Origin of the sequence: Parasutterella muris (assembly GCF_943193095.1) — a bacterium.
Lineage (GTDB): Bacteria > Pseudomonadota > Gammaproteobacteria > Burkholderiales > Burkholderiaceae_F > Parasutterella > Parasutterella muris.
In genome coordinates, this window is record NZ_CALPCV010000004.1 from 79852 (window position 1) to 102899 (window position 23048).

The following is a 23048-nucleotide window of genomic DNA, read 5'->3' on the forward strand; positions in this document are numbered from 1 at the left end:
GTCTAAATTAGGTACAAAAAATGCGGCCGTAAAGGCCGCATTTAGAAATTAATTTATTGAAATTAAACTTGTTTCTTTATGTCATCAAGCTTGCGCTGAACAGTGTGGAATGTCGCAAGCATAGATGTAGACGGTTTGTTCGGATCAAGAAGGCTGACCACGATGATCGTAAGGAACGAAAGAACGAAGCCTGGGATGATCTCGTAGAGGCCCCACCATGCGCCCTGGTGCCAGACCAGAACGGTAAGCGCGCCAACAATAATACCGGCAAGGGCACCGTTTCTTGTGCAGCCTTTCCAAAGCAGAGAAAGGATAATGATCGGACCGAACGCAGCACCAAAGCCGCCCCAGGCGTAGCTCACCAGAGACAGAACGAGGTTGTTCGGATCCATAGCGATCACGATAGCGACACAGCTCACCGCGATAACCGTCAGTCGTCCGATCCAGACTAATTCGCGCTGATTGGCGTTAGGACGGATAAATACACGGTAGAAGTCTTCGGTAAGGACGGAAGAGCAGACGAGGAGCTGACAGGAAAGCGTACTCATAACGGCTGCAAGAATCGCAGAAAGCAGTACGCCGCCGATCCAGGGATTAAAGAGGGTTGTGGAAAGGACCATGAACACGCGTTCATGATTCTCAGCAACCGCTTTGCCAAGGTCCGGATGCGCGGAGAAGAAGGCGGCTCCGAAGAAACCTGCCGCGACGGCACCGGTGAGCGAGAAGATGAGCCAAATCATGCTGATGCGGCAGGCTCTCGGCATCAAAGCGGCGTTCTTAGCGGCCATAAAACGAACCAGAATATGCGGCTGGCCGAAGTAACCCAGACCCCACGCAAGAAGTGAGATCACACCGATGAAAGTCTGTCCCTGAAGCATGTTCAAGTGATTCGGATCAATCGCGCGAACCTGATCAATGGTCGCGGAAAAACCGCCTAAGTCAGCCATAACAGCGATCGGCGCAATAATCAGGGCAAGACACATCATGGTCGCCTGAATGGTGTCTGTCCAGCTGACCGCGAGGAAACCGCCTAAGAAGACATAGGCCAAAGTAGCAATTGTTCCGAAGACCAGAGCCGTTTCATAGGGCATGTTAAATACAAGCTCAAAGAGTCTTGCGCTTGCGACCATGCCGGAGGCGGAGTAAATCGCAAAGAAGAGAAGAATAACGAAGGCGGAAATCACCCGGAGCATTCTCGAATTGTCTTCAAAGCGATGCGAGAAATAATCGGGAAGCGTCAAAGCGTTATGGGCGGTCTCGGTATAGACGCGAAGCGGGGCTGCGACAATCAGCCAGTTGGCAAGCGTGCCGAGCGCCAAGCCGATAGCGATCCAGGATTCGCAGATACCGGATAAGAAAACCGCGCCCGGAAGTCCCATAAGGAGCCAGCCGCTCATATCGGAAGCGCCGACGGATAGGGCGGTTACCAGAGCGCCGAGTTTTCTTCCGCCGAGAATGTAATCATTGAAATTTTTTGTGAACCGCCATGCAACAAGACCGACGATTACCATGATCACCAAATAAGAAAAAAAGGTGATGGAAACAGGAGTAAACATATCTTCTTTGAATAAGGTTAGAGGTCTGTATTTAAAAATATGATAACGAACGATCACTGCCTTTTACGCGATTAAAGACACTTAATCAAAAAGGTTCGCGTTTTTTGCGAACCTTTGGGGCTGTTATCCGCCGATATAGGACATTTCGATTTTGTGTTTCGCTCGTTCGGCGGAAGTTTCAGCAGTTCGTATTTCAGAGTAGTGGTCGTCCCTGGCACTCCAAATTCTGCCGATAGCGTCCTCAATTTCTTCGTCGGAGGCACCTCCTCGAAGCATCTGCCGAATGTCAAAACCTTCTGTGGCAAAGAGACATTTATAAAGCTTGCCGTCAACGGAAAGACGGATTCTTGAACATTCCCTGCAAAACGGTTCGCTCACAGAAGAAATAAATCCGATTTCTCCCATACCGTCTTTATAGCGCCAGCGGGTCGCGACTTCTCCCGGATAATTAGGATCAACGGGTTCGATCGGGTAGCGGCTGTTGATCTCTTCAACAATTTGTCGTGAAGGAATCACATCGTCCATTCGCCAGCCGTTGGTTGCGCCCACATCCATGTATTCAATGTAGCGGACAATGACTCCAGTACCGCGGAAATGTTCGGCGATCTTAATCAGCTCTTTTTCGTTCGTTCCGCGTTTAACGACAACGTTGATTTTCACAGACGAAATGCCGGCCTTTTGAGCTGCCTCGATGCCTGCGAGCGTTCGCTCGATCGGGAAATCCACATCGTTGAGCTGCTTGTAAATTTCCGGATCCATGGCGTCAAGCGATACGGTAAGCCGCTTTAGACCGGCCGCGGCAAGCGCCTTTGCTTTTGCCTGAAGCGCAGAACCGTTCGTTGTCAGGGCGACGTCCAAGGGTTTGCCGTTCCAGGTTTTAAGTTTGCCGAGTTCGGTGATCAGATTTTCAATACCTTTGCGCAGAAGCGGCTCTCCGCCCGTAAGACGAATCTTTTCGACGCCGTTTTCAACAGCGATTCGAGCAAGGCGAATGATTTCTTCAAAAGAGAGAATTTCTGTGTGTGCAAGGAATAAATGTTCTTTTTCAAACTTTTCCTTGGGCATACAGTAGCGGCAGCGGAAGTTGCATCGATCGGTCACGGAAATACGAATATCCCGCAGCGGTCTGCCGCGGGTATCTACCCAGTGCGCTCCCTCCCGGTGAACTTCTCCGGCCAGGGGAATCGTTTTGGTGACGTATTTGATCGGTATAACTTTTCTGCTCATTCGTGCCTGTATTTTTTGTGAACGCTAATCATATACCTAGGAAGGTTTTGAGTCATTACGGTATCCGCATTAATCTCTATTAAACCACATTGCATTCAGGCGTTCGAGATTCAAGTATGTGAAAAAGACCACACTTTATCGTCTCTCTAAATAAGCGTCGCAGAAGATAAGTGTTCAGGGAGAAGCGAGCATGATCCGAACCGTTTATTGTGTGCAAAAGACCACAAACTCGCTGTGACATTGAAATCAAGGTGTTAGCCTGTTATTTGCGAACCAAAGCCGTTTCGGTCTGACTGTAAACTATGCGCAAAAGACCACAAAATTATCGGAACCACTGTGCCGCAGATAAAGTCGTTATTTCTTGTTTCTTTGGAATATATTGCATAAACACAGGCGCAACTTTTGGTAATCTTAAACAATGGAACAAGATCTTTTTGCACTTACGCCCGACAGCGCAGAGGAGCCGAACAAGGCTTCAAAGAGCGCTTCGTCCGGGCGTGTTAAACAAGCGGCCGATAAGGCTTCGCCTTTAGCTGAAAGGCTCAGGCCGCAGACCATTGACGAAGTTGTCGGACAGAAGCATTTACTCGGTCCGGGACAGCCGCTGCGCAGCGCCTTTGAGAATGCGCACCCGCACTCCATGATTCTGTGGGGACCTCCGGGCGTTGGTAAGACAACGCTCGCAAGGCTTATGGCAAACGCATTTGATTTGCCCTTTATTTCAATCTCCGCAGTGCTCGGAGGCGTCAAGGATATCCGTGACGCTGTGGAAAAGGCCACAGAAAATCGTCAGAAAACCGGACGCTCGACCGTCGTGTTCGTCGATGAAGTGCATCGCTTTTCTAAAAGTCAGCAGGACGCGTTTCTGCCGCATGTTGAGAGCGGTCTGTTTACCTTTATCGGCGCGACAACCGAAAATCCCAGTTTTGAGGTCATTTCCGCGCTTTTATCCCGCTCTTCGGTTTATGTGCTCGAATCATTAAAGGAAGACGATCTGCTGGAGCTGCTTGATCGGGCGCTCAAGCGTGAGTATCCGACGCTGACTGTTACCGATGAGGCAAAGAAGATTCTGACGGGGCTCGCCGACGGCGACGCGCGCCGATTCCTGAACGCTTTGGAAGTCTCCGCGACTATGGCGCTTGACCGCGGTGTCACAGTGCTCGATGATAAATTTGTCCGCAAGGCACTCCCGGCAACCATTCGGCGTTTTGATAAGGGCGGAGATAATTTCTATGACACGATTTCCGCGCTTCATAAATCGATGCGGGGATCAGACCCGGACGCGGCGCTCTATTGGATGTGCCGCATGCTCGATGGCGGAGTGGACCCGCTTTATATCGCGCGTCGTCTCATGCGGATGGCTGTCGAGGATATCGGACTTGCTGATCCAAGAGCAATGGAAGTGACAACGAATGCGGTCGATATTTATGAACGCCTGGGCTCACCCGAAGGAGAGCTCGCACTTGCCAACGCGGTGGTTTACCTTTCCGTAGCTCCTAAGTCCATCAGTGTCTATCAGGCATTTAATAAAATGCGCGCCTTTGTAAAAAAGGACGGAACGAGACCCGTTCCGATGCATATCAGAAACGCGCCGACCAAGCTGATGAAAGATATCGGCAGCGGAGCGGGGTATCGCTATCCTCCGGACGAGCCGGGATCCTTTGCGGCAGGCGTGAAATATTTTCCGGATGAAATCCGGGAATATCGGGTTTATGAACCCGCGGACCGCGGAATGGAAATCAAGATTCGAGACAAACTTGAAAGCCTTCGCGCGCTCAATGCCGAGGCTCGGCGCGGTCAAATGCCGCCCGGTAAGAAAGTCGGCACGCGTCATGCGAGCGAAAAAGAGGATTAACTGCGGGTTTTCCGAACTTTCAACGCAGGAATAGATCATTCCTAATGCGCCATGGCGTACAATCAAGAAATTCGCTTTGAAAAAATTAAGTAAGAGAAATTAAATGCTTGATCAGAACCTTTTAAGAAAAAATCTGCCGGAAGTTGTTGAACGTCTGGCAACTCGTAAGTTCAAATTCCCGACAGAACAGTACGAAGCTCTGGAAACCGAACGTAAAGCGATTCAGACTGAAACAGAAGAACTTCAGTCAATGCGCAATCAGGTCGCTAAAAAGATTGGCGCCGCTAAAAAAGCCGGTGAAGATGCTGCCGAATTGATGAAGCAGGGCGCCGATATCGCCTCTCGTCTCGGCGAACTCGAAAAACGTACCGCTGACGTGAAAAAAGCTCTGACCGATCTTCTCTTAACGATCCCGAATCTGCCCGATCCTTCTGTTCCCGTTGGAAAAGACGAAACAGAAAACGTCGAAGTTCGCCGCTGGGGCACTCCGAGAGAATTTGATTTTGAAATCAAAGATCACGTGGACGTCGGTGCGCCTTTAGGTATGGACTTTGATGTCGGCGCCAAGCTTGCCGGTACTCGCTTCGTTTTCATGAAGGGTCAGGTTGCCCGTCTGCATCGTGCGCTCGCTCAGTTCATGCTTGATACACACACAACAGAAAACGGCTATACAGAATGCTATACGCCTTATATCGCCAATCAGGAAACACTGATCGGCACAGGCCAGCTGCCGAAGTTTGAAGAAGACCTTTTTGCCGCTAAGAAAGGCGGTCAGGAAGGCGAGGGCGAAATTTTCTATCTGATCCCGACCTCCGAAGTGACTCTGACCAACTCCGTTCGCGGTCAGATGCTTAAAGAAAGCGATCTGCCGATCAAGATTACTGCTCAGACTCCCTGCTTCCGTTCTGAAGCCGGCTCTTACGGCAAAGATACGCGCGGTATGATCCGTCAGCATCAGTTCGAGAAAGTCGAAATGGTGCGTATCGTTAAGCCCGAAGACAGCTACAAGCATCTTGAAGAAATGGTTGTCTGCGCCGAAGGCATTCTGCAGAAGCTCGGCCTGCCGTATCGCGTGATCACACTCTGCACAGGCGATATGGGCTTTGGTTCTGCCAAGACTTATGACCTTGAAGTTTGGCTGCCTGCTCAGAACACCTACCGCGAAATCAGCTCGGTCTCCAACTGCGAAGCTTTCCAGGCTCGCCGTATGCAGACTCGCTTTAAGAATGCTCAGGGCAAGACTGAATACGTTCACACGCTGAACGGCTCCGGTCTTGCGGTCGGCAGAACACTCGTCGCGGTTCTTGAAAACTATCAGAACGCCGACGGTACAGTTACTGTTCCTGAAGTGCTTCGTCCTTATATGGGCGGCCTTGAAAAGCTGACGCCGGTTACTGCTAAATAATTAATCTGATTAACGAAGCGCTGAGATTTCTTTCAAGAGTTCAGCGCTTTATTTTTACTGAGAGAAAAAAATGTCCGCAGCACTCCCTCGTATCGCAATTTTGGCAACCGGCGGCACAATCGCCGGCAAAGCTTCTTCCGCCTCCCAGACAGTGGGTTATAAACCCGGCAGCGCGTCAGTTCAGGATATTTTGGATTCTGTACCGGGACTTTCCGATGTCGCTGAGATTACAGCGGTCCAGGTCGCAAATATCGGTTCTGAAGATATGACGGATCATATTTGGACCAAGCTGGTCCGCGAAACTGAAGAGCAGCTCGCAGATCCCGAGATTGACGGTGTTGTCATTACACACGGAACCGACACGCTCGAAGAAACCGCTTTCCTTTTAAATCTCATTCTGAAGTCTGATAAGCCGATTGTGATTGTAGGCTCCATGCGACCTGCAACCTCGATTTCCGCTGACGGTCCGATGAATCTTCTGAACGCGGTGCGCACTGCCTGCTCAGAAAAATCGGTCGGCAAGGGAGTGTTAGTTGTGCTCAATGATGAGATTCACGGCGCACGCGATGTGACAAAAACCAATACGACAAACTGCTCGACGTTTGCTTCTCCGAGACTCGGAGCGCTGGGTTTTGTGACAGGCGGAATCGTCGATTTTTATAAAGCTTCCGTAAAACCGCATACCACTCAGACTCAGTTTACTTCCGCGCTTTTAAACGGCTCTGATCTGCCTCTGACGGATATTATTTATGCGCATGCTAATGAAGATTCCCGACTGATCGAAGCTTCGGCCGCGACTGGCGCTAAAGGCATTGTCTATGCCGGTATGGGCAACGGGTCCGTTCATGTCAACGCACTGAAAGGGCTGCGCGAAGCCATCGAAAAGGGCGTTATTGTTATCCGTTCTTCGAGAACCGGAAGCGGCGCCGTGGTGGATTCCGCTCCCGAGTGGAGTGAGGCCGGCATGATTAATGGCGGTACTCTGAATCCTCAGAAAGCAAGAATTCTGCTTCAGCTCTGTCTGGCTTCCGGCCTTGGCAGAGAAGAAATTATTGAAGCCTTTAACCGTTATTAATCTCAAAACCCTGCTAGCGAATGCTCGAGGCTGAATCGTTTGGTTCAGTTTAAAGAGTGAGATTCTGATTGAACTGCGGGCAGGCGTGCATAGAGCAAGAGGACTGAATATTCAGTCCTCTTGAAACGTTTTAAACGAAGCTGCAGTTAATAGGCGGTCTTGCGGGGATCCGCTGAGCATGGATGGTCTTGTAGCCGAACACTATGGCGCAGTAACAATCCTCGTCTTCGCCAATTCCTAAGAATTCGCGGATTTTTGGAGAATACTTCGCGGCGTTAGCGGCGTATCCGGCAAAACAGCAGCCGATATCGCGGGCTTCAGCGGCCATATTGAAGTACGTCATCGCGATTCCGGAATCCACGCCGCCCCAAACAATATTTTTAGGTCCGACGGTAAAGGCGGTGCAGGGCGCTCCGCGAAGAATAATGTCTCTGCCTTTGCGCTGTCTGGCGATAATCGAGTCAATGTCGTAGCGCTTTGAAAGTACCGGATGTACTCTGCATTCGGTGTCCATCCAATCGGTAATCATGTCCCGCAGCATACGGGTCTTAAAGATAGAATCCGTCAAAATCCAGCGGATCTTTCTGTTGTTGCCGCCCGTGGGCGCATAGTTAGCCGCATCAAGAATGCCTTCCGTCACGGTTCTTGGAACAGGACGGGCGGTAAACATTCTGTATGAGCGTCTTGCTTTGAGGAAGAGATCCATTTTAGCGGAGGTTGAAGCATCCGCTCTCGGCGCCCTAGGAAGTGTTTCGCCCGCATCAAGCGCCTGTCGGCATGCGTCTTCCGGGCAATAAGCGGTGCATTGTCCGCAGCTGTTGCACTTATGCGCTATTTCTTCCGGCATGACCGGTCTTCCGTTTTCCAGGACCAGAAGCGACTTAGGACAAACAAAAGTGCAGGTGCCGCAGCCGGTGCATCGTGTCTCGTCAAGAATAAAATTAGACATAGTGTGGTGTGAGTAAAAACAAAGCCGGCGTTAAACCGGCTTTGTAAGTTGAAGGATTAACTCAGGACAGCGCCGGAGGTGCCGGAGCTCACCAGTTTGGCGTATCTAGCCAGATATCCTGTGGTGATTCTCGGCTCACGCGGCTTCCAATTCTTTCTTCTCTCCTCAAGAACCTCGTCGGAAAGCTCAACTTCCAGTTTATGTTCCGGAATATTGATGGAAATAATGTCGCCTTCTTCGAGAAGCGCGATGGGGCCGCCAATCGCGGCTTCCGGAGAAACGTGTCCGATCGCGGCGCCGCGGCTGGCTCCGGAGAAGCGGCCGTCGGTAATTAAAGCGACTGTGGAGCCGAGTCCCGCGCCCATGATGGCCGATGTCGGAGAAAGCATTTCACGCATGCCGGGACCGCCCTTCGGACCTTCGTAGCGAATTACCACAACATCGCCGTCTTTAATCTGGCCGCCCCAGATTGCGGCGATCGCGTCTTCCTCACTGTCAAAGACGCGGGCCGGACCTTTGTGCACGAGCATTTCAGGCGCGACGGCGGAACGTTTTACGACGGAGCCGTCCGGAGCGAGATTGCCGAAGGGTGCGGCAATACCGCCGGTTTCGCTGTAGGGATTGTCGATCGGACGAATAATTTCCGGATCTTTGTTTTCCGCGTCTTTGATGTTTTCCGCAATGGTTTTGCCCGTTACGGTCAACAGGTTGGTATTGATAAGACCTTTCTTAGCAACTTCCTTCATCACTGCCGGGATGCCGCCGACTTCATTCAGTTCTTCGATGAAGTGGGGGCCTGCAGGAGACAGGTGGCAAAGGTTCGGTGTGCGCTCTGAGATTTCGTTTGCCAGATGCATGTCAAGCTTGAAGCCGCATTCATGCGCGATTGCGGGCAGGTGCAGCATCGAGTTGGTGGAGCAGCCGAGCGCCATGTCCATAGTCATCGCGTTAATGAAGGCATCATAGGTCATGATGTCAAGCGGCTTGATGTCTTTCTTCAGCAGTTCCATAACTTGCATGCCCGCCTGTTTCGCGAGGCGGATACGGGCGCTCTGAACGGCAGGAATTGTGCCGTTGCCCGGAAGTCCCATACCCAGAACTTCTGTAAGGCAGTTCATGGAATTGGCGGTAAACATGCCGGAGCAGGAGCCGCAGGAAGGGCAACATTTCTGTTCAATTTCATGAAGTTTTTCTTCGCTGATCTTGCCGGCCTTGTATGCGCCGACGCCTTCAAAAGCGGAGACGAGCGAAAGTTTCTTCTTGCCGATGACGCCGGCGCTCATTGCGCCGCCGGAGACAAAAATAGTCGGGATATTCAGTCGGGCCGCAGCCATCAGAAGGCCCGGGACGTTTTTATCGCAGTTCGGAACCATCACGAGCGCGTCAAAAGCGTGGGCAATCGCCATGGCTTCGGTGCTGTCAGCGATCAGTTCACGACTGACGAGAGAGTATTTCATGCCTTCGTGTCCCATAGCGATGCCGTCGCAGACAGCGATAGCAGGGAACACGATCGGAACACCGCCGGCAAGTGCGACGCCCTGTTTGACAGCGTCGACGACCTTATCGAGGTTCATGTGTCCGGGGACGATATCGTTTTTAGAGCTGACGATACCGATCAGAGGTTTTTCCAGTTCTTCGTCGGTCAGGCCGAGCGCGTAGAGCAGGGAGCGGTGAGGTGCGGCTTGAGAGCCTTTTTTGATTTTGTCACTTCTCATATTAATAACCTTGTTTTCGTTATCCTGTTGAACGATTCTTTCATTGTATCTTCTTCGGTTTAGACAATACGTCGATAGCCGATGATTTTGCCTTTCCAATAAGCGCTGTTCAGATATTCCATACGGACATATCCTCCGCTTGAGGGCGCGTGCAGAAACCTTCCCTTATCAGCAACCAAACCGGTGTGCAGAGATTTTCCGACTCTAAAGACGACAATATCGCCCTGGCGAGTGTTTCGCGCGGCGATCCATTTTCCTGCCTTAGACTGACCGGACGTGTTGCGCGGAACGGTTATACCGTGTCGGCTGTAAGCCCAATAAATCAGGCCGGAGCAGTCAAAGCCGTCGGAGGGAGAGGATTTTCCGTAGGCGTACTTGACGCCGTACTGGGTCATCGCCGTTTTTAGGACGCGAGAGCCGAGCGAGCTGTTATAGCTGACCGGATCATACTTATAGCGGCTTGAGCTGAACATGGAACAGCCGCTGAGTGCGAGCATAGAAAGAAGCGAAAGTGTTGTTCTTCTGCTGAGTTTACGATTGCACACGCTGTCCATTTACTTCAGGAGGATAGAGGTTATTGGAATGCATTACAGTTTAGCGCAATGCTGCTTAGAGGATTCTGAAGTAAAAAAATCGGGTAGTTTGTCTTACGATTGAGAACTTTTTATCTGCAGCATGAAAAATGCCCAAGACACTCATTGAAAGAGTCTTGGGCAATGTGCGTGCTGCCAGCTAGGAGAGTTGCGCTTTCTAGTGTCTATTTATTTTTCTGTTCTTTAAAACGAGAACTCAGTTCTTCTTTAAGTGCTTCAAGAACGGGCGGAAGCGTTTGCGAGCAAGGACCGGTAATTTCATGCGTAAAGCTGGCATTTCTTCGTTTTCCGGTTTCGATATCGAAATTAATACGAATCGCGGCTTCAGTATCCAGAACGAAATTGGCTGCAGGATAAACGGCCCCGGAGGTGCCGACGGACACAAACACGCAGGCTTTTTTCAGGTAACTCGTGATCCAATCCAAGCCATACGGCATTTCGCCGAAGAGAACTACATTCGGTCTGACCGAGTAGCCAGAGGCGCCGCAGACCGGACAGACATTATTTTTCTTATAAAGACTGAGCCTTGGAAAGGTGTTTTTACACTGACTGCAAAGCGAGGACTGGAAATCTCCGTGCAGATGGAAGACTGAGGGAGAACCAGCGAGTTCGTTAAGATTGTCTACGTTTTGCGTGACGTGTACGACTCACAGTAGTCTTTAACCGCCTGCTGAAATTGTGCAATTGAAGTATGAGCGGCGTTCGGCAGACAGTCGACGGCCTTTCCGATTCGGAAGTTGTAAAACTCAAATACGTCTTCCGGGCGTTCCTTCAAAGCTGTGTCTGAGGCAATTTCCGACGGATACCAGTTTTTCCATAAACCGTCTTTGCCTCGGAATGTCGGTATGCCGCTCTCTGCTGAAAGACCGGCTCCGGAAAGGATAAAGACTAATGGTCTGGAATCATTGATGATCAAGCGGCCAAAATCGATGTTCATTTTTGTCCCTAATTGTTTTAATAATTGTTGGAATATGTTGATTCCTCTGCGTTTTTCTTTTAAAGAGGGCATTGGAATCCGAGTTCCCGCTGTGCCTTCCAAAAGAATTCAATCTCTCTGCAGTGTTATCAGCTTATGTGATCTGTGCGCGGATTGTGTCGGAAGGCCGGGGACGGCAGAGACGTCGGACTTATACATATAGGAAGAAAATTCAACATTTCTGTATGAGTTCCTTCTTCCTTACAGTACTCAGAAATTTTCCCATTCGAAGCCTCGCCGTCAGCACCGGACCTGATGAAATGCAGATCTAGCGTGCAAGCGCGAAAATAATTACTGAGATTTACTGCAAACCCAGTCATTTTGTCTCCGAATGATAAAAGCCGACAATGTCAATTTAAACGATAGTACGAAAAATTTTGTCGCGCGGAAAATTGACCGAAAGGTAAAGAACTCTGCCTTTAAGCGCAAAAGAATGACGCATGGAAAAGAGAGAAGTTTCCCTTGTAGTAAGATTCAAAACATCCTACAGACAATGTGAGAGAGAGCAATGGGCCGTAAATATAACCGCAGTTCCGAAGCGGATATCATTTTAGAAATTCTCGCAAGGATTCCCGTCAGCAACCGCTATGTCTCAGCGGACGAGATTGTAAGATCGCTCTCGGAAGCAGGCATTGAAATCAGCCTGAGGTCGACTCAGCGCTATTTAAAGCAGATGGCGGACAGCGGTAAATACGGAATTATTCGTGATACCCGTGACAGTGCTTACGGATATCGCCGCGAACGCACTTGTTCTCAGTTTGATTCAATCAATCTCAGACCTAATGAATGTCTGCTGCTGAGGCTTGCTCAGGAACATATGCGCTATCAGATGCCGGGTGCTGTTCTCAAGTCTTTGGATTTTCTATTTGATGCCGCGGAAAAAGAGCTGAACGAGAAGGGGCGCAATGCGAAGGAGCGTAACTGGCTCAAGAAAGTCTGTGTAGTTTCTTCTTCTATTTCTCAGATACCGCCAAAGATTTTGCCGAGAATATTTGATTCGGTTTCAGAAGCGCTTTATGAAGAAAAGATGCTTCGCGTCGAATACACCAACAATGAAGGCAAAACCACGAAAGCGGCGGTAGCGCCTTTGGGCTTGGTGCAGCAGGACTCGCGCCTGTATCTGATATGCCGCTTTGAACACTTTGATAATGAGGTGCATTTAGCGCTGCACCGATTCAAACGAGCGGAAGTGACGGACTTCCCGGCTGTTCGCCCGAAGGATTTTGATCTGCAGGGCTACGTGAACGACCGGCATTTCAATTTCAGCAACGGAGCATGGATCCATTGGATTTTAGAGTTTGAAAGCGATCAGACGGCAAGGAATTTGACAGAAACGCCGTTCAATACTTCTCAGATATTGGAAAAGGGAGAGGATGGGATTTGGCACCTGGAAGTTGACATTCAGGATTCGATGCTTTTGGACGGATGGGTTGCCATGTGGAAAGAAAAGGCCGGCATCAGAAGATCGGACAAGCAGCCGATAGAGGGAGATGTGCCGGAGATTATCGGACTAAGCAGACCGCGATAAATTCGGAAGGTCAAAATAAAATTCCCGCTTCGTTTTTTAAACCGGGAGCGGGAATTTTGGGAGAAACGGCTGCAGCGCAGCCGTAAAAAAGTACCGAAGAAAGATTACTTCTTAGCAGCTTCTTTCTTCTCTTCCTTTTTGTCTTCTTTTTTCTCTTCTTTCTTTTCTTCAGGTTTGTTTTCCTGAACTAAGACAGTGGAGAGCTGGCAGAGACGAGTATGGAAATCGTCGAGCTTGTGAGTATCGATCGGCAGTCCGCCGTCGGTGAAGACCTTAAGTACGGTGTGGAAGTTAGCGAAGATATCGCCGCGCAGGAATGTGTGTTCGTGTCTTCCGCCGAGCATATCGCACCAAGCGAATGTAACGTAGAACACATTGTCTTTTCTCTCAAAGCCGAGGAAGGAAACGTCACCGGGGTTGAGCGTTCTGTTCTGCTGTTCGGGCGGTACACTAGCTTTGATGTTGCCAACTACATTAGGCATTGTTTACTCCTTCAAAACAAAAAGGTTTGTTATAGGTTTTATATAAAGCCAAGGGAGTAACTTATTGCGACACCCTCAGTTTTATCGTTTTTGCGAAATCGCAATGTGTTTTTAGAGGGTTTTGATGCGATTGTCAATCTTAAAATAGAAATGGGCGGGTAATGCCTAATAAAATTTGGCGCGAAACGTACTAGTTTTCATGTCGAAATGGTGATTATTTCTGCGCAAAATGAATTCGTCAGACAGGATGTCCTACGGGCATGGAAAGCGTGAGAATCTTGCTGATGAGTCGGGCATCAGGAGGGCTTTAGATGCAGGTAAGTATTCGGCTGCTTTTGCTGCGGGATTAGTTATCTGATTTAACACTGTCTATTCTTCTAAAGAAGGCGGCGAGTTGGGCTGCAGACTTCCCTTGCAGTTTGTTAACGGCGGATGCCCGTACGTGATCAACGGTTCTTTTGGATATTCCTAAGCGTTCTCCGATTTCTTTGTTGATAAGACCGTCGGCGACGAGTCGGCAGATTTGTTCTTCCCGCTCTGTGAGCTTTTCGTACATGATGATTTCGTCCTTTAAGTCGGATGCTCCGCCTCGTCTGTCCAAATCAATCTGGACCGCCCGGGCGACCGAGATTAAAAATTTCTCGGGTTTGATCGGTTTTTGCTGGAAGTCAACTGCTCCGCGAATCATTGTTTGCACCGCCATATCTATATCCCCATGCGCGGTCAGAAAAATAATAGGAAGTACGCTTTTTCTGGCGTTTAATTCACTTTGAAGTTCCTGTCCGGTCATGATCGGCATTTGCTCATCAAGTACCAGACATCCTGGGCGGCTTGGAGAGTCGGCGCGAAGAAACTCCTGAGCATCGGTGTAAGCCGCAACCTCATAGCCTTCGCATTTGAGAAGAAATTCAACAGAGTTCAACAGGTCGAGATCATCATCTATAACCCTGATAAGCGGTGTTTTAGGCGACATTTTGACTTTCCTTTGCAACAAGAGGTAGACGCATGATGGCTTCAATTCCTTTTTCCGGAAGCTGTTTGAACATTAGACTTCCTTTGTGGTTTGAAATAATCAGCTGAACAATCGCAAGTCCAAGTCCGAGGCCTTCGATCTTCTTGGACTGAAGCGGTTCAGTGATTTTGGCGAACTCCTCTTGTGTGAGCTTGGCTCCTTCGTCCCGAACGATAAATTCAGCGTAAGGTTCTAATGAGTTCTGTTCCGGAGCTGCAATGTTAATGCTAACTCGAACCGGACTCTGAGGTGGAGAGGCTTCCAGTGCGTTTTTAATGAGGTTAACGACGCACAGTTCGATTTCTACCGGATCTCCGTATATTAATATCTCGTGTTTTGCGCTGCAGTTCAGAAGGATAGGGTTTTTAGAAATTCCGGACTCTTGTATGAGCGAAACAGACTGAGTAACCAATTTTCCTAAATTCAAAATCTTACGTTTTTGTCCGGAACCTTTAGCGTAAGCTCGGACTTTGGAGACGATACGTTCGGCTTTTTCCGCTTGCCCCTGAACCTTTGAAATGACGTCGCTGATGACATCAGAGGAGGCATTTTGTTCTAAAAGTCTCTGCAGTCCGTGCGAGTAATTCATGATCGTTGCAAGCGGCTGTCTTAATTCATGAGCGACAATCGAAGAGATCTGGCCGACGGCTCCTGCTTTCTGCAGTGTCTGAATCTTTAACTGCGCTTTCTGCGCTTTCTGCAGAGTTTCTTTCTGGCGCTGAAGGGCTGTTCTTAACTGATTGGTTCTTTTATCCACTAAATAAGTGGTTCTTACAGAATGAATGAGCAGCGCAATAACAGAAAGAATAAAAATAAGGATATAGGTTCCGTATTCCCGTTTAATTCTCTCCCAAGTCCATTCTCGTAAATATTTATAGTGACCGAGCCGAAGATCTTTGTAGAGCTGATCAGTGGAAGCGAAGTCGGAGACAATTCCCCAGTGAAGGTTATTTTGACCGGGCGGCATGGAAAGCAGGGCAAGTTCGACTTTACGCGCGTCTTCTGATGATAGATTTGGCGTCGCGAAGATTGTCCAGTTCGGATATAAGTCCGTGGAGGTCGCGCACTTTAAATGTCCGTCAGATGCTTTCTGACCGATGACCTTGAAATCGCTCACGTCACGCCCCATATTCTGCAGTTCTTCCAAAAAGCAGGTACGCACAATCCCGACGTCAGCTTTTCTTTCCCTCAGAATCTCCAAGATGCTCTGCATATCGTAATCCGAAGTGACATGACGAGAGAAGAAGCGGTCGGGATTGTAACCGCGTTTATGTAGTTCTCCTAATGCAATATTGCTTCCGGAGAATGCATTCGGGCCGGTTATTGCGGCGATTTTATTTTTAAGATCAGGTATATCTCTTAAGTCAGTTCTGCTTTTTAATGCGATAAAAACACTGCCTTCTGCCCGATTGGGATCCGGAGCGAGCGAGGACACAACGCTTGCAAGGTCCCGGGCTCCATTCATCTTCATTCGGGCATAGGTGCCGGCAGAGCTTAGAACTAGATCAGGTTTTCCAATATCCGAAGTTTCACCTGAATAGACGCTGACTTTAAAGTGATTTGGTCCGAAGAGTTTTTTGAGTGTTTCAACAGTGGACTCAAGAATGGGATAGTTGATATTCGGATAGGCAAACTGAGTAATCAGCATCGTTACTACTCGTCTGTCATCGTCGGCTTGGGAAGATTCGGGAGCATGCAGTACGTCACCAATTTTTGGCGGCTCGTAGGCATAGGCGGCGGACCAAAGGCCGAAACAAGCCAGAACAGCAATTTTGATCAAATATTTTGGATTCATGAGTTGGTTGTGTTCGTTTTTCTTTGATTCTATAGGGCACGGTTGGGAGACAGAATTCGTATTGACCTAAATCTGAGGTTTATTTGATAAATGTCACGATGCCTAGGCATTGATCTGAAGAAAATTTCCTCATTCAATAACAAGTTAACTAAGGAGAAAACATGCTTAGCAGACGTTCATGGATGAAAGGTCTTATCGGTTGCTTTGGCGCTTCCGCCATGGTTCCCGCTTCTTATGCACAGGGGAAAAAAGTTTCCGGTAACGCTTTTGATGTGGTGATTTTGGGAGCAGGAACCGGAGGTTTGGTTACAGCTATTGAAGCTTATGATCTTGGGCTTAAACCCGTTGTTTTGGAGAAGATGGATTACGCGGCCGGTAATTCTCTTTATGCTTCAGGTGGTATTGCGGCTTGGGGTACGGCTCAGCAAAAGGCGGAGGGACACGAGGAAACAGAAGAAGAATTTCGCAAAGATATGATGGCAGTTTCCGAAGGAAGAGCCGACCCGGAACTTGTTGATGCCTATGTCAAAAATATTGGTCCGGACCTTGAGTGGCTGAAGAATCATATTGGAGTCAAATTCAGCAAAATTAAAAGAAAGCCCTGGCCGATCGGCTATCGCATGCACAATGTGGACGGACAGGGACTGACAGGCGGCGGGCGGTTGGTCCGGTATCTGATCAGCGCATGCGAACAACGAAACATTCCAATTTTGTTCAATACTAAGGCAATTGAACTCTTAAACGATAATAAGTTCAGAGTGGTTGGAGTGAAATGCGTAACGGACGATGGCGTCAAAGAATTCTTTGGCACGAGAGGAGTGGTTATTGCGACCGGCGGCTTCTCAGCAAATCGTGAACTGCTGTGCCGCTATATGGGCGGTCCGCTCTCGAGACTTGCGCTTAGAGGCTCACCTTATACCATGGGTGAAAATATTGAACTGACACGTCCGCTCGGAGCACAGTTTGTCCATATGGACCAGTTCCATTGCGGTCCGATCGTTGAGGAAACTCATGCGAATCCTAACTTTGTTATTGATGCCGGTCTGGGAATCGACGTGGATGTCCGCGGTAAGCGTTTTATGGATGAGGTTTTCACCTATACACAGAAATCGTTCGCTACAGCTCAATTAACACCGGAAAATCTGGCTTATCACGTCATTGACAGCCATTGGGAACTATCCGCAAAGGCTGCGAAAAAATTCATTGATATGAAAACTAAAGTTTTGGTTGCCGATACTGTTGAAGAATTGGTGCAGAAGATGGGTGCAGATCAGAAGCAGTTCACGGCGCTTATCAATGAATTTAATGCTGCGGTTAAATCGGGCAAACTGAAAGAAATGAATCCTCCGTGCTCACTTCCAGCCGCTAAGCCTCTGGATAAAGCACCTTTTTATGCATTTCCGTTCCAAGGCGGTATTACAGCTACATTCGGCGGACCAAAGATTAATCGTAAGGCTCAGGTTCTCAATACAGAAAACGTCCCGATTAGAGGACTGTATGCCGTTGGAAACGCTGCCGGCGGCCTTTTTTACGGCAATTACATTGGCGGCTCACAGCTTGGCGGTGCCACAGTATTCGGACGAATCGCCGCTCAGCATATGGCTAAGAATAATTAAGGAGAAAATAATGTATAAGATTCTTATCGCGCTTGCCTGCGCACTTGTCGCCCTCAGTTCCTCCGCAGCGGAGATAGCCGGATTTATTGCGGATCGTCATGCAAAACTGAATGTTCAATGTATCTCATGCCATAAACAGGGTGCGGATCAGGCAACAGTCCGTAAGGAACAATGTCTGGCGTGTCACGGCAGCTATATGGCTTTGGCTAAACGGACTGAGAAGGTTAATCCGAATCCGCACTATAACCACTTTGGTGATCGTGACTGCTCGACGTGTCATAAAGGACATTCTCCGTCCGTGACTTCCTGCGACCAGTGCCATAAATTTGATCTTCGAATGCCTTAATAAACGTTAGCGCAAAGAACGGATCGGTCTTAATGCCGGTCCGTTTCTCATTCCGGTTGAATAGGGTTTAACTGAATGAGTTTCAGTAGCTTGAGTTCATCGAGACTGTCCTAATATTAATAATAGAGAGAAGCATTAATAATAGAGAGAAGCGTTAGTCTGAAAAAAATTGCTTATCCGAAGTATTTGCATAGACGGTCGATAATCCAAGGCAGCGGCCTTTTATGCCATTCTCTGATGATCAATGATGAATAATAAGTATTGGACGAATAAAAACTGCGGCTTCTAGAATTCAGCATAGCTTTGAACGTTTGGAGAAATAATGAAGCAGATTATTGGCAGAACTTTTGAAGCCGAGCGCTCACTGTATCGTCTGACTGATACGGAACTGATTGACTGCGTCTTCGGCGGACCTGAGGACGGAGAGTCGCCTCTGAAGCATCCGGAGAACTTTCGACTGAAAAATTGCGATTTTTCTATGAGATATCCGATTTGGCATGCCAAAGATTTCGAGATTGAGGACTGCAGTTTTGACGAGCTGGCGAGGGCGGCGCTTTGGTACTGCTACGACGGCAAAATCATCAATACAAAGCTTCATGGCATTAAAGCGCTGCGCGACTGTCAAAATGTTCTGCTTGAAGGCTGCAGTATTCAAAGTCCTGAGTTCGGGTGGAAGTGCCGAGGAATCATGCTGAGAGACTGTTCGGTCGAGGCAGAGTACCTCTTTCTCGACACAGTTGATCTGACGCTGAAAAACTGCAGACAAAAAGGGAAGTATTCATTCCAGTACATCCGGGACCTGCTGATTGAAGACAGCGACCTCGACACAAAAGATGCCTTTTGGCACAGCGAGAACGTGACCGTCCGCAACTCTCATTTAAAAGGTGAGTATTTAGCCTGGTATTCCACGAATCTGACACTTGAGAACTGCGTCATTGAAGGAACTCAGCCGCTTTGCTTCTGTCAGGGGCTCAAACTGATTAATTGCCGAATGGTGAATTGCGACCTTGCCTTTGAGTTTTCTGATGTTCAGGCCAAAGTGATCGGCAGTATTGATTCCGTCAAGAATCCGAGAAGCGGAAGGATAGAGGCCGATGAAATTAAAGAAATCATCCTAGATGAACCGGGTGAAGCAGAAATTGTGGAGTTAAATAAATGAAAGAAACTTTGAGTGTATTTCCATTGGGGGCGCCTAACGACGCTTATGCCGAATACTTTATCGGTCAGAGTTATCTTGCGCCGCTGACGGCGGAGCAGATTCCAACTTACAACGTGACTTTTGAACCCGCGTGCCGCAATAACTGGCACATTCATCATGCCGAGAAAGGCGGCGGTCAGATGCTCATCTGCGTCTACGGAGAAGGCTGGTATCAGGAGTGGGGCAAGCCTGCCCGCCATTTAAAAGCGGGAGATGTTGTCAATATTCCGGCTAACGTCAAACACTGGCACGGTGCGGCAAAGAACAGCTGGTTTCAGCATCTTGCCCAGGAGATACCGGGAGAAGGAAGCCGCACAGAATGGTGTGAACCGGTGGACGATGCTCAGTATCAAAAACTAGGATAAACACGCTTATATGTGCTAGCACATCTGAAATTTTGTTTTGGACGGCTGTATGGCCGTCTTTTTCTTTGCTTAAAAACAAGGAAAAGGAGGTAAAAATATGAATAGCCTAAGGGTTTATCATGACAATCGGTTGACTAGTTAACGTTATGTCATACATTTAACCCCGCAGATAAACTCGGAAAATTTAGAACAAATAAATTTCTTATTTTGTTCGAATTCGAAAAAATAATTCAGCAATTAGATAAATCTAAATTTATATATCAAGAATAAGCGGGTTAATACCAATAAATTCACATGCTAAATGAAGCGAATGAAGGCCGAAGAATACCCTCAAAAGTGCCGCCGTATTAGGGTTTAGCAGAATTCTTTCACATGAGGTTTCATTTCATAATGTGCGCAAGCGGGTAAACTCGCGATGTGAGAATCGTTAGTTTCAGTGTTTGTTTCATTAGCTGCTTACAGATCAAAAAATAAGATCGAAGCGATAGTGGAATAGAGATTAACAATTCTCGCTTTTGTTTAATACTTAATTGCTAGGATAGTCTATGTCTTCTCAAAACGATGTTCAGAAGCCTGAATTGGCTGATGAGAAAAGCGACAAAGTCACAATCGGCGCCTACATCTCTCTGGTGCTTGCTTGTGTCTTTTTCTCGGGTGTTTGCGCAACCAATCAGTGGTGGGGCATCTTCGACTTCACAACCATCAACGGTTCTTTCGGTAAGTTAGTTTCCGGCGTAACTCAGAACGGCGACGCTCTGAATGTTGCAACGGCCAACTTCCGCGGTAAAGGCGGTTCCGGTGCGATCGACGGCTTCATGTTCGCTCTCACTCTGGTTCCGACCGTTATGTTCGCGCTTGCGATGATCACGGTTTTCGACCACTTCGGTGCTCTTAAAGCCTGCCGTCAGATCCTCACTCCGATCCTTCGTCCGCTTATCGGCGTCCCCGGTGGTGCCGGTCTTGCTCTGATCGCTTCTCTGCAGTCTACCGACGGCGGTGCAGCGCTCACACGCCAGCTCAAAGACGACAACATTCTGAATGACAAAGAAATCAACAACTTTGCTGCATTCCAGATGACTGCTGACGCTTGCATCACAAACTTCCTTTCTTCCGGCGCTGTTCTGTTTACACTGCTTGCCGCTGATGGTAAGCCTGCCGTTCCGGTCAGCATCGGCGCATGTCTCGGCATTCTGTTCCTTGGCAAGATTCTTGCCGCGAACATTATGCGTGTAATCCAGATGGGCGGAAAGATTTCTGTCCGCAAGAACGCTTAATTTTCGGAGGAAAGAAATATGTCAGCAAGTAAAGGCAAAATGATGATCACTGACGTGTTCGTCAATGGTGCAAATCAGGGTTGGGCGATTGCGACTCACTCTACAATTCCGAACGTTTTGATGGCTTTCGTTATCATCAAAATGCTCACAATTTCGGGCGCTCTTGCCATGATCGGCAAGGTTCTCGGACCGATTATGGCTATCTTCGGTCTTCCCGGCGAAGCAGCCATGATCCTTCTCGGCGGCTGGATGTCCATGGGCGGCGGTGTTGGTGTTGCGGTTGCGCTTTTCGATAAGGGCGCTATCGACGGTACACAGCTCGCTATCTGTATCCCCGCTATTTACCTCATGGGCTCCCAGGTTCAGTACATGGGCCGCTGCCTTGGTGTTATCGGCGTTCAGGGTTCCGACCTCTTCAAGATTATGGCCATTCCTCCGATCGTCGCGCTTCTCTCCCTCTGGGTTATGCGCCTGGTCGTTTTAGGTTCATAATATAGTCCTCTAATAACACTTAAAAATCCCCGCGAAAGCGGGGATTCTCATAACATGACTTCATATCTCTTTAAAAACGCAGACCTTTATGCGCCTGAGCACAAAGGCATTAAGCAGATTCTCGTTGTTAATGACAAAATTATCGCTGTCGAAGATCAGATCAATGCTGATATTCCCGGTCTTGAAGTTGTCGACTTAGGCGGCGCGGTTGTTGCTCCCGGCCTGATTGACCAGCATATTCACGTCACGGGCGGCGGCGGAGAGGGCGGTCCTCTGACTCGCGCTCCCGAGCTGAACTTCTCCGAGCTCGTCGAAGCCGGTATTACCAGCTTTGTCGGTGTTTCCGGTACTGACAGCGAAACACGTCCGATTGAAGCCCTGATGGCAAAAGTCCGTGCGCTGACCAAAGAGGGCGCAACCGGCTGGATGTGGACTTCCAACTATCGTTATCCGCCGACAACAGTTACCGGCGACGTTAGAAAAGATCTTCTGACAATTCCCGAATGCTTAGGCGTTAAGATCGCTATGGGCGACCATCGCTGCTCTTTCCCGACAACTCAGGAAGTGCTTCGTGTTCTGTCTGACTGCCGTGTCGGCGGCATGATCTGCGGTCATGATTCTTATCTTCATGTTCACTTAGGTGATCTTCCGATCGCGTTCCCGGCATTTATGGAATGTGTCAAGACCGGCATGCCGATCAAACATATTCGTCCGACACACGTTGGTCGTCATCCTGAAGTTTTTGCTCAGGCGATCGCGTTTACTAAGGAAGGCGGCTATATCGACATTACAACCAGCGGCGGCAACTATATGGGCAGCGCTGCTGACGCATTTGTTATGGCGTTGGAAGAGGGTGCACCGATCGACCGCATTACCTTCTCGTCTGACGGTCACGGCTCCATGCCGAGATTTGACAAGAACGGCGAGATGATTGGTCTTACCGTCTGCAAAGTTTCCGACAACCTTCTGCAGCTTCGTGAATTAGCAGGCAAGATTGGTTTAGAAAAAGCTCTGCTTCCGCTCACACGCACCATTGCTACGGCTCTTTGCCTTGAGAACAAGGGCGTGATTGAAGCCGGTAAAGACGCGGACCTCTTAGTTATGGACAAAGACCTCAAGCCGATTCATCTGTTCATGAAGGGCCGTCAGGTCATGAAAGACTCCGAAGTCATCGTCAAAGGTGCCTTTGAAGAATAATTTTCTTTCTTGATTCACCAACGGGAGACATAAAAACTGCCTCCCGTTTTTTCGTGCCAAAATTTCTATTCTTGTGTGCAGACGGTCAAAAAATTCCGTCGAAGCCAAAAATTCTCACCGACGAACAATTCAGAAGTCTTCATGAGAGACGATAAATGTCCAGCAGAATAGGACATAGATTTTGCTTAGAAAACTAAGCTAATGACATAAATCATAGAATAATAAATTTATAACATATTGATTATCCGATTAAAAAACAGTCATTACTCAACATAACTATTATTATGTTGAGTAATATTTTGGGATTTTTAGGCGTTAAATTTCATAATTCAATCTAAGTTTTCATATTTTGAATAAAAATTCTCGCATTACAAAAAATCTTTATCTCGTTG

General features: G+C 48.5%; 21 protein-coding genes. 11 read left to right on the forward strand and 10 right to left on the reverse strand.

The features are described from left to right. Nucleotides 1-62 precede the first annotated feature (62 nt). Both putP and moaA read right to left on the reverse strand, forming a co-directional pair. Complete coding sequence (gene putP, locus NFR90_RS02665) at nt 63-1556, reverse strand: sodium/proline symporter PutP (RefSeq protein ID WP_251450459.1); 1494 nt, start codon at nt 1554-1556, stop codon at nt 63-65. A gap of 123 nt (nt 1557-1679) precedes the next feature. After that, on the reverse strand, nt 1680-2783 hold the full coding sequence (gene moaA / locus NFR90_RS02670) for a GTP 3',8-cyclase MoaA (protein WP_251450461.1): 1104 nt from the start codon (nt 2781-2783) through the stop codon (nt 1680-1682). Between the two features lie 418 nt (nt 2784-3201). Here moaA and NFR90_RS02675 point away from each other — a divergent pair, with 418 nt between their 5' ends. The 3 genes from NFR90_RS02675 (at nt 3202) to NFR90_RS02685 (ending at nt 7118) form a co-directional block, all read left to right on the forward strand. After that, on the forward strand, nt 3202-4638 hold the full coding sequence (locus tag NFR90_RS02675; protein ID WP_251450463.1) for a replication-associated recombination protein A: 1437 nt from the start codon (nt 3202-3204) through the stop codon (nt 4636-4638). A gap of 103 nt (nt 4639-4741) precedes the next feature. Then, nucleotides 4742-6043: a serine--tRNA ligase gene (serS, locus tag NFR90_RS02680; RefSeq protein WP_160334474.1), complete on the forward strand. Its 1302-nt coding sequence runs from the start codon at nt 4742-4744 to the stop codon at nt 6041-6043. Nucleotides 6044-6113: 70 nt separating this feature from the next. Next, complete coding sequence (locus tag NFR90_RS02685; protein ID WP_251450472.1) at nt 6114-7118, forward strand: asparaginase; 1005 nt, start codon at nt 6114-6116, stop codon at nt 7116-7118. A gap of 130 nt (nt 7119-7248) precedes the next feature. On the opposite strand, the gene NFR90_RS02690 is transcribed toward NFR90_RS02685, so the two are convergent. The 5 genes from NFR90_RS02690 to NFR90_RS02710 form a co-directional block, all read right to left on the reverse strand. Beyond that, on the reverse strand, nt 7249-8067 hold the full coding sequence (locus tag NFR90_RS02690) for a nitroreductase family protein (protein WP_251450481.1): 819 nt from the start codon (nt 8065-8067) through the stop codon (nt 7249-7251). Nucleotides 8068-8123: 56 nt separating this feature from the next. Further along, entirely contained in the window at nt 8124-9782 is a 1659-nt protein-coding gene (gene ilvD, locus NFR90_RS02695) for a dihydroxy-acid dehydratase (RefSeq protein WP_251450483.1), read from the reverse strand. A 59-nt stretch (nt 9783-9841) separates the two neighbouring features. Further along, nucleotides 9842-10336 carry a C40 family peptidase gene (locus NFR90_RS02700; RefSeq protein ID WP_251450484.1) on the reverse strand — a complete coding sequence of 165 codons (495 nt, stop codon included), beginning with the start codon at nt 10334-10336 and terminating at the stop codon, nt 9842-9844. Between the two features lie 203 nt (nt 10337-10539). Beyond that, nucleotides 10540-10956: a Sir2 family NAD-dependent protein deacetylase gene (locus NFR90_RS02705; RefSeq protein ID WP_251450553.1), complete on the reverse strand. Its 417-nt coding sequence runs from the start codon at nt 10954-10956 to the stop codon at nt 10540-10542. Nucleotides 10957-10997: 41 nt separating this feature from the next. Next, the gene (locus NFR90_RS02710; RefSeq protein WP_251450486.1) at nt 10998-11312 is read right to left on the reverse strand and encodes a Sir2 family NAD-dependent protein deacetylase; all 315 of its coding nucleotides are present in this window, start codon (nt 11310-11312) and stop codon (nt 10998-11000) included. Nucleotides 11313-11859: 547 nt separating this feature from the next. Between NFR90_RS02710 and NFR90_RS02715 the strand changes: the two genes are divergently transcribed. Further along, nucleotides 11860-12879 carry a helix-turn-helix transcriptional regulator gene (locus tag NFR90_RS02715; RefSeq protein ID WP_160334480.1) on the forward strand — a complete coding sequence of 340 codons (1020 nt, stop codon included), beginning with the start codon at nt 11860-11862 and terminating at the stop codon, nt 12877-12879. 104 nt (nt 12880-12983) lie between these two features. On the opposite strand, the gene NFR90_RS02720 is transcribed toward NFR90_RS02715, so the two are convergent. The 3 genes from NFR90_RS02720 to NFR90_RS02730 form a co-directional block, all read right to left on the reverse strand. After that, on the reverse strand, nt 12984-13361 hold the full coding sequence (locus tag NFR90_RS02720) for a hypothetical protein (protein WP_251450488.1): 378 nt from the start codon (nt 13359-13361) through the stop codon (nt 12984-12986). 346 nt (nt 13362-13707) lie between these two features. After that, complete coding sequence (locus tag NFR90_RS02725) at nt 13708-14334, reverse strand: response regulator transcription factor (protein ID WP_251450490.1); 627 nt, start codon at nt 14332-14334, stop codon at nt 13708-13710. Next, nucleotides 14324-16168 (reverse strand): sensor histidine kinase, encoded by a 1845-nt coding sequence (locus tag NFR90_RS02730; RefSeq protein WP_251450492.1) that lies wholly within the window; start codon nt 16166-16168, stop codon nt 14324-14326. Before NFR90_RS02730 ends, NFR90_RS02725 begins: the two co-directional genes overlap by 11 nt. Before the next feature lie 161 nt (nt 16169-16329). Here NFR90_RS02730 and NFR90_RS02735 point away from each other — a divergent pair, with 161 nt between their 5' ends. From NFR90_RS02735 to iadA, 7 genes are all read left to right on the forward strand, one after another. Continuing rightward, nucleotides 16330-17784, forward strand: coding sequence for an FAD-dependent oxidoreductase (locus NFR90_RS02735; protein WP_251450494.1), 1455 nt, complete (start codon nt 16330-16332; stop codon nt 17782-17784). Nucleotides 17785-17794: 10 nt separating this feature from the next. After that, a complete protein-coding gene (locus NFR90_RS02740) occupies nt 17795-18130 on the forward strand; it encodes a cytochrome c3 family protein (RefSeq protein ID WP_251450496.1) in 336 nt (111 codons plus the stop codon). A 322-nt stretch (nt 18131-18452) separates the two neighbouring features. After that, on the forward strand, nt 18453-19289 hold the full coding sequence (locus tag NFR90_RS02745) for a DUF3737 family protein (RefSeq protein WP_251450498.1): 837 nt from the start codon (nt 18453-18455) through the stop codon (nt 19287-19289). Then, the gene (locus NFR90_RS02750) at nt 19286-19693 is read left to right on the forward strand and encodes a cupin domain-containing protein (protein ID WP_251450500.1); all 408 of its coding nucleotides are present in this window, start codon (nt 19286-19288) and stop codon (nt 19691-19693) included. The genes NFR90_RS02745 and NFR90_RS02750 overlap by 4 nt, the downstream gene beginning before the upstream one ends. Before the next feature lie 545 nt (nt 19694-20238). Next, a complete protein-coding gene (locus NFR90_RS02755; RefSeq protein WP_160334483.1) occupies nt 20239-20967 on the forward strand; it encodes a nucleoside recognition domain-containing protein in 729 nt (242 codons plus the stop codon). An 18-nt stretch (nt 20968-20985) separates the two neighbouring features. Further along, nucleotides 20986-21459, forward strand: coding sequence for a YjiG family protein (locus NFR90_RS02760; protein WP_251450502.1), 474 nt, complete (start codon nt 20986-20988; stop codon nt 21457-21459). Between the two features lie 54 nt (nt 21460-21513). Continuing rightward, nucleotides 21514-22656, forward strand: a complete 1143-nt coding sequence (gene iadA / locus NFR90_RS02765; RefSeq protein WP_251450504.1) for a beta-aspartyl-peptidase — start codon at nt 21514-21516, stop codon at nt 22654-22656. Nucleotides 22657-23048 lie beyond the last annotated feature (392 nt).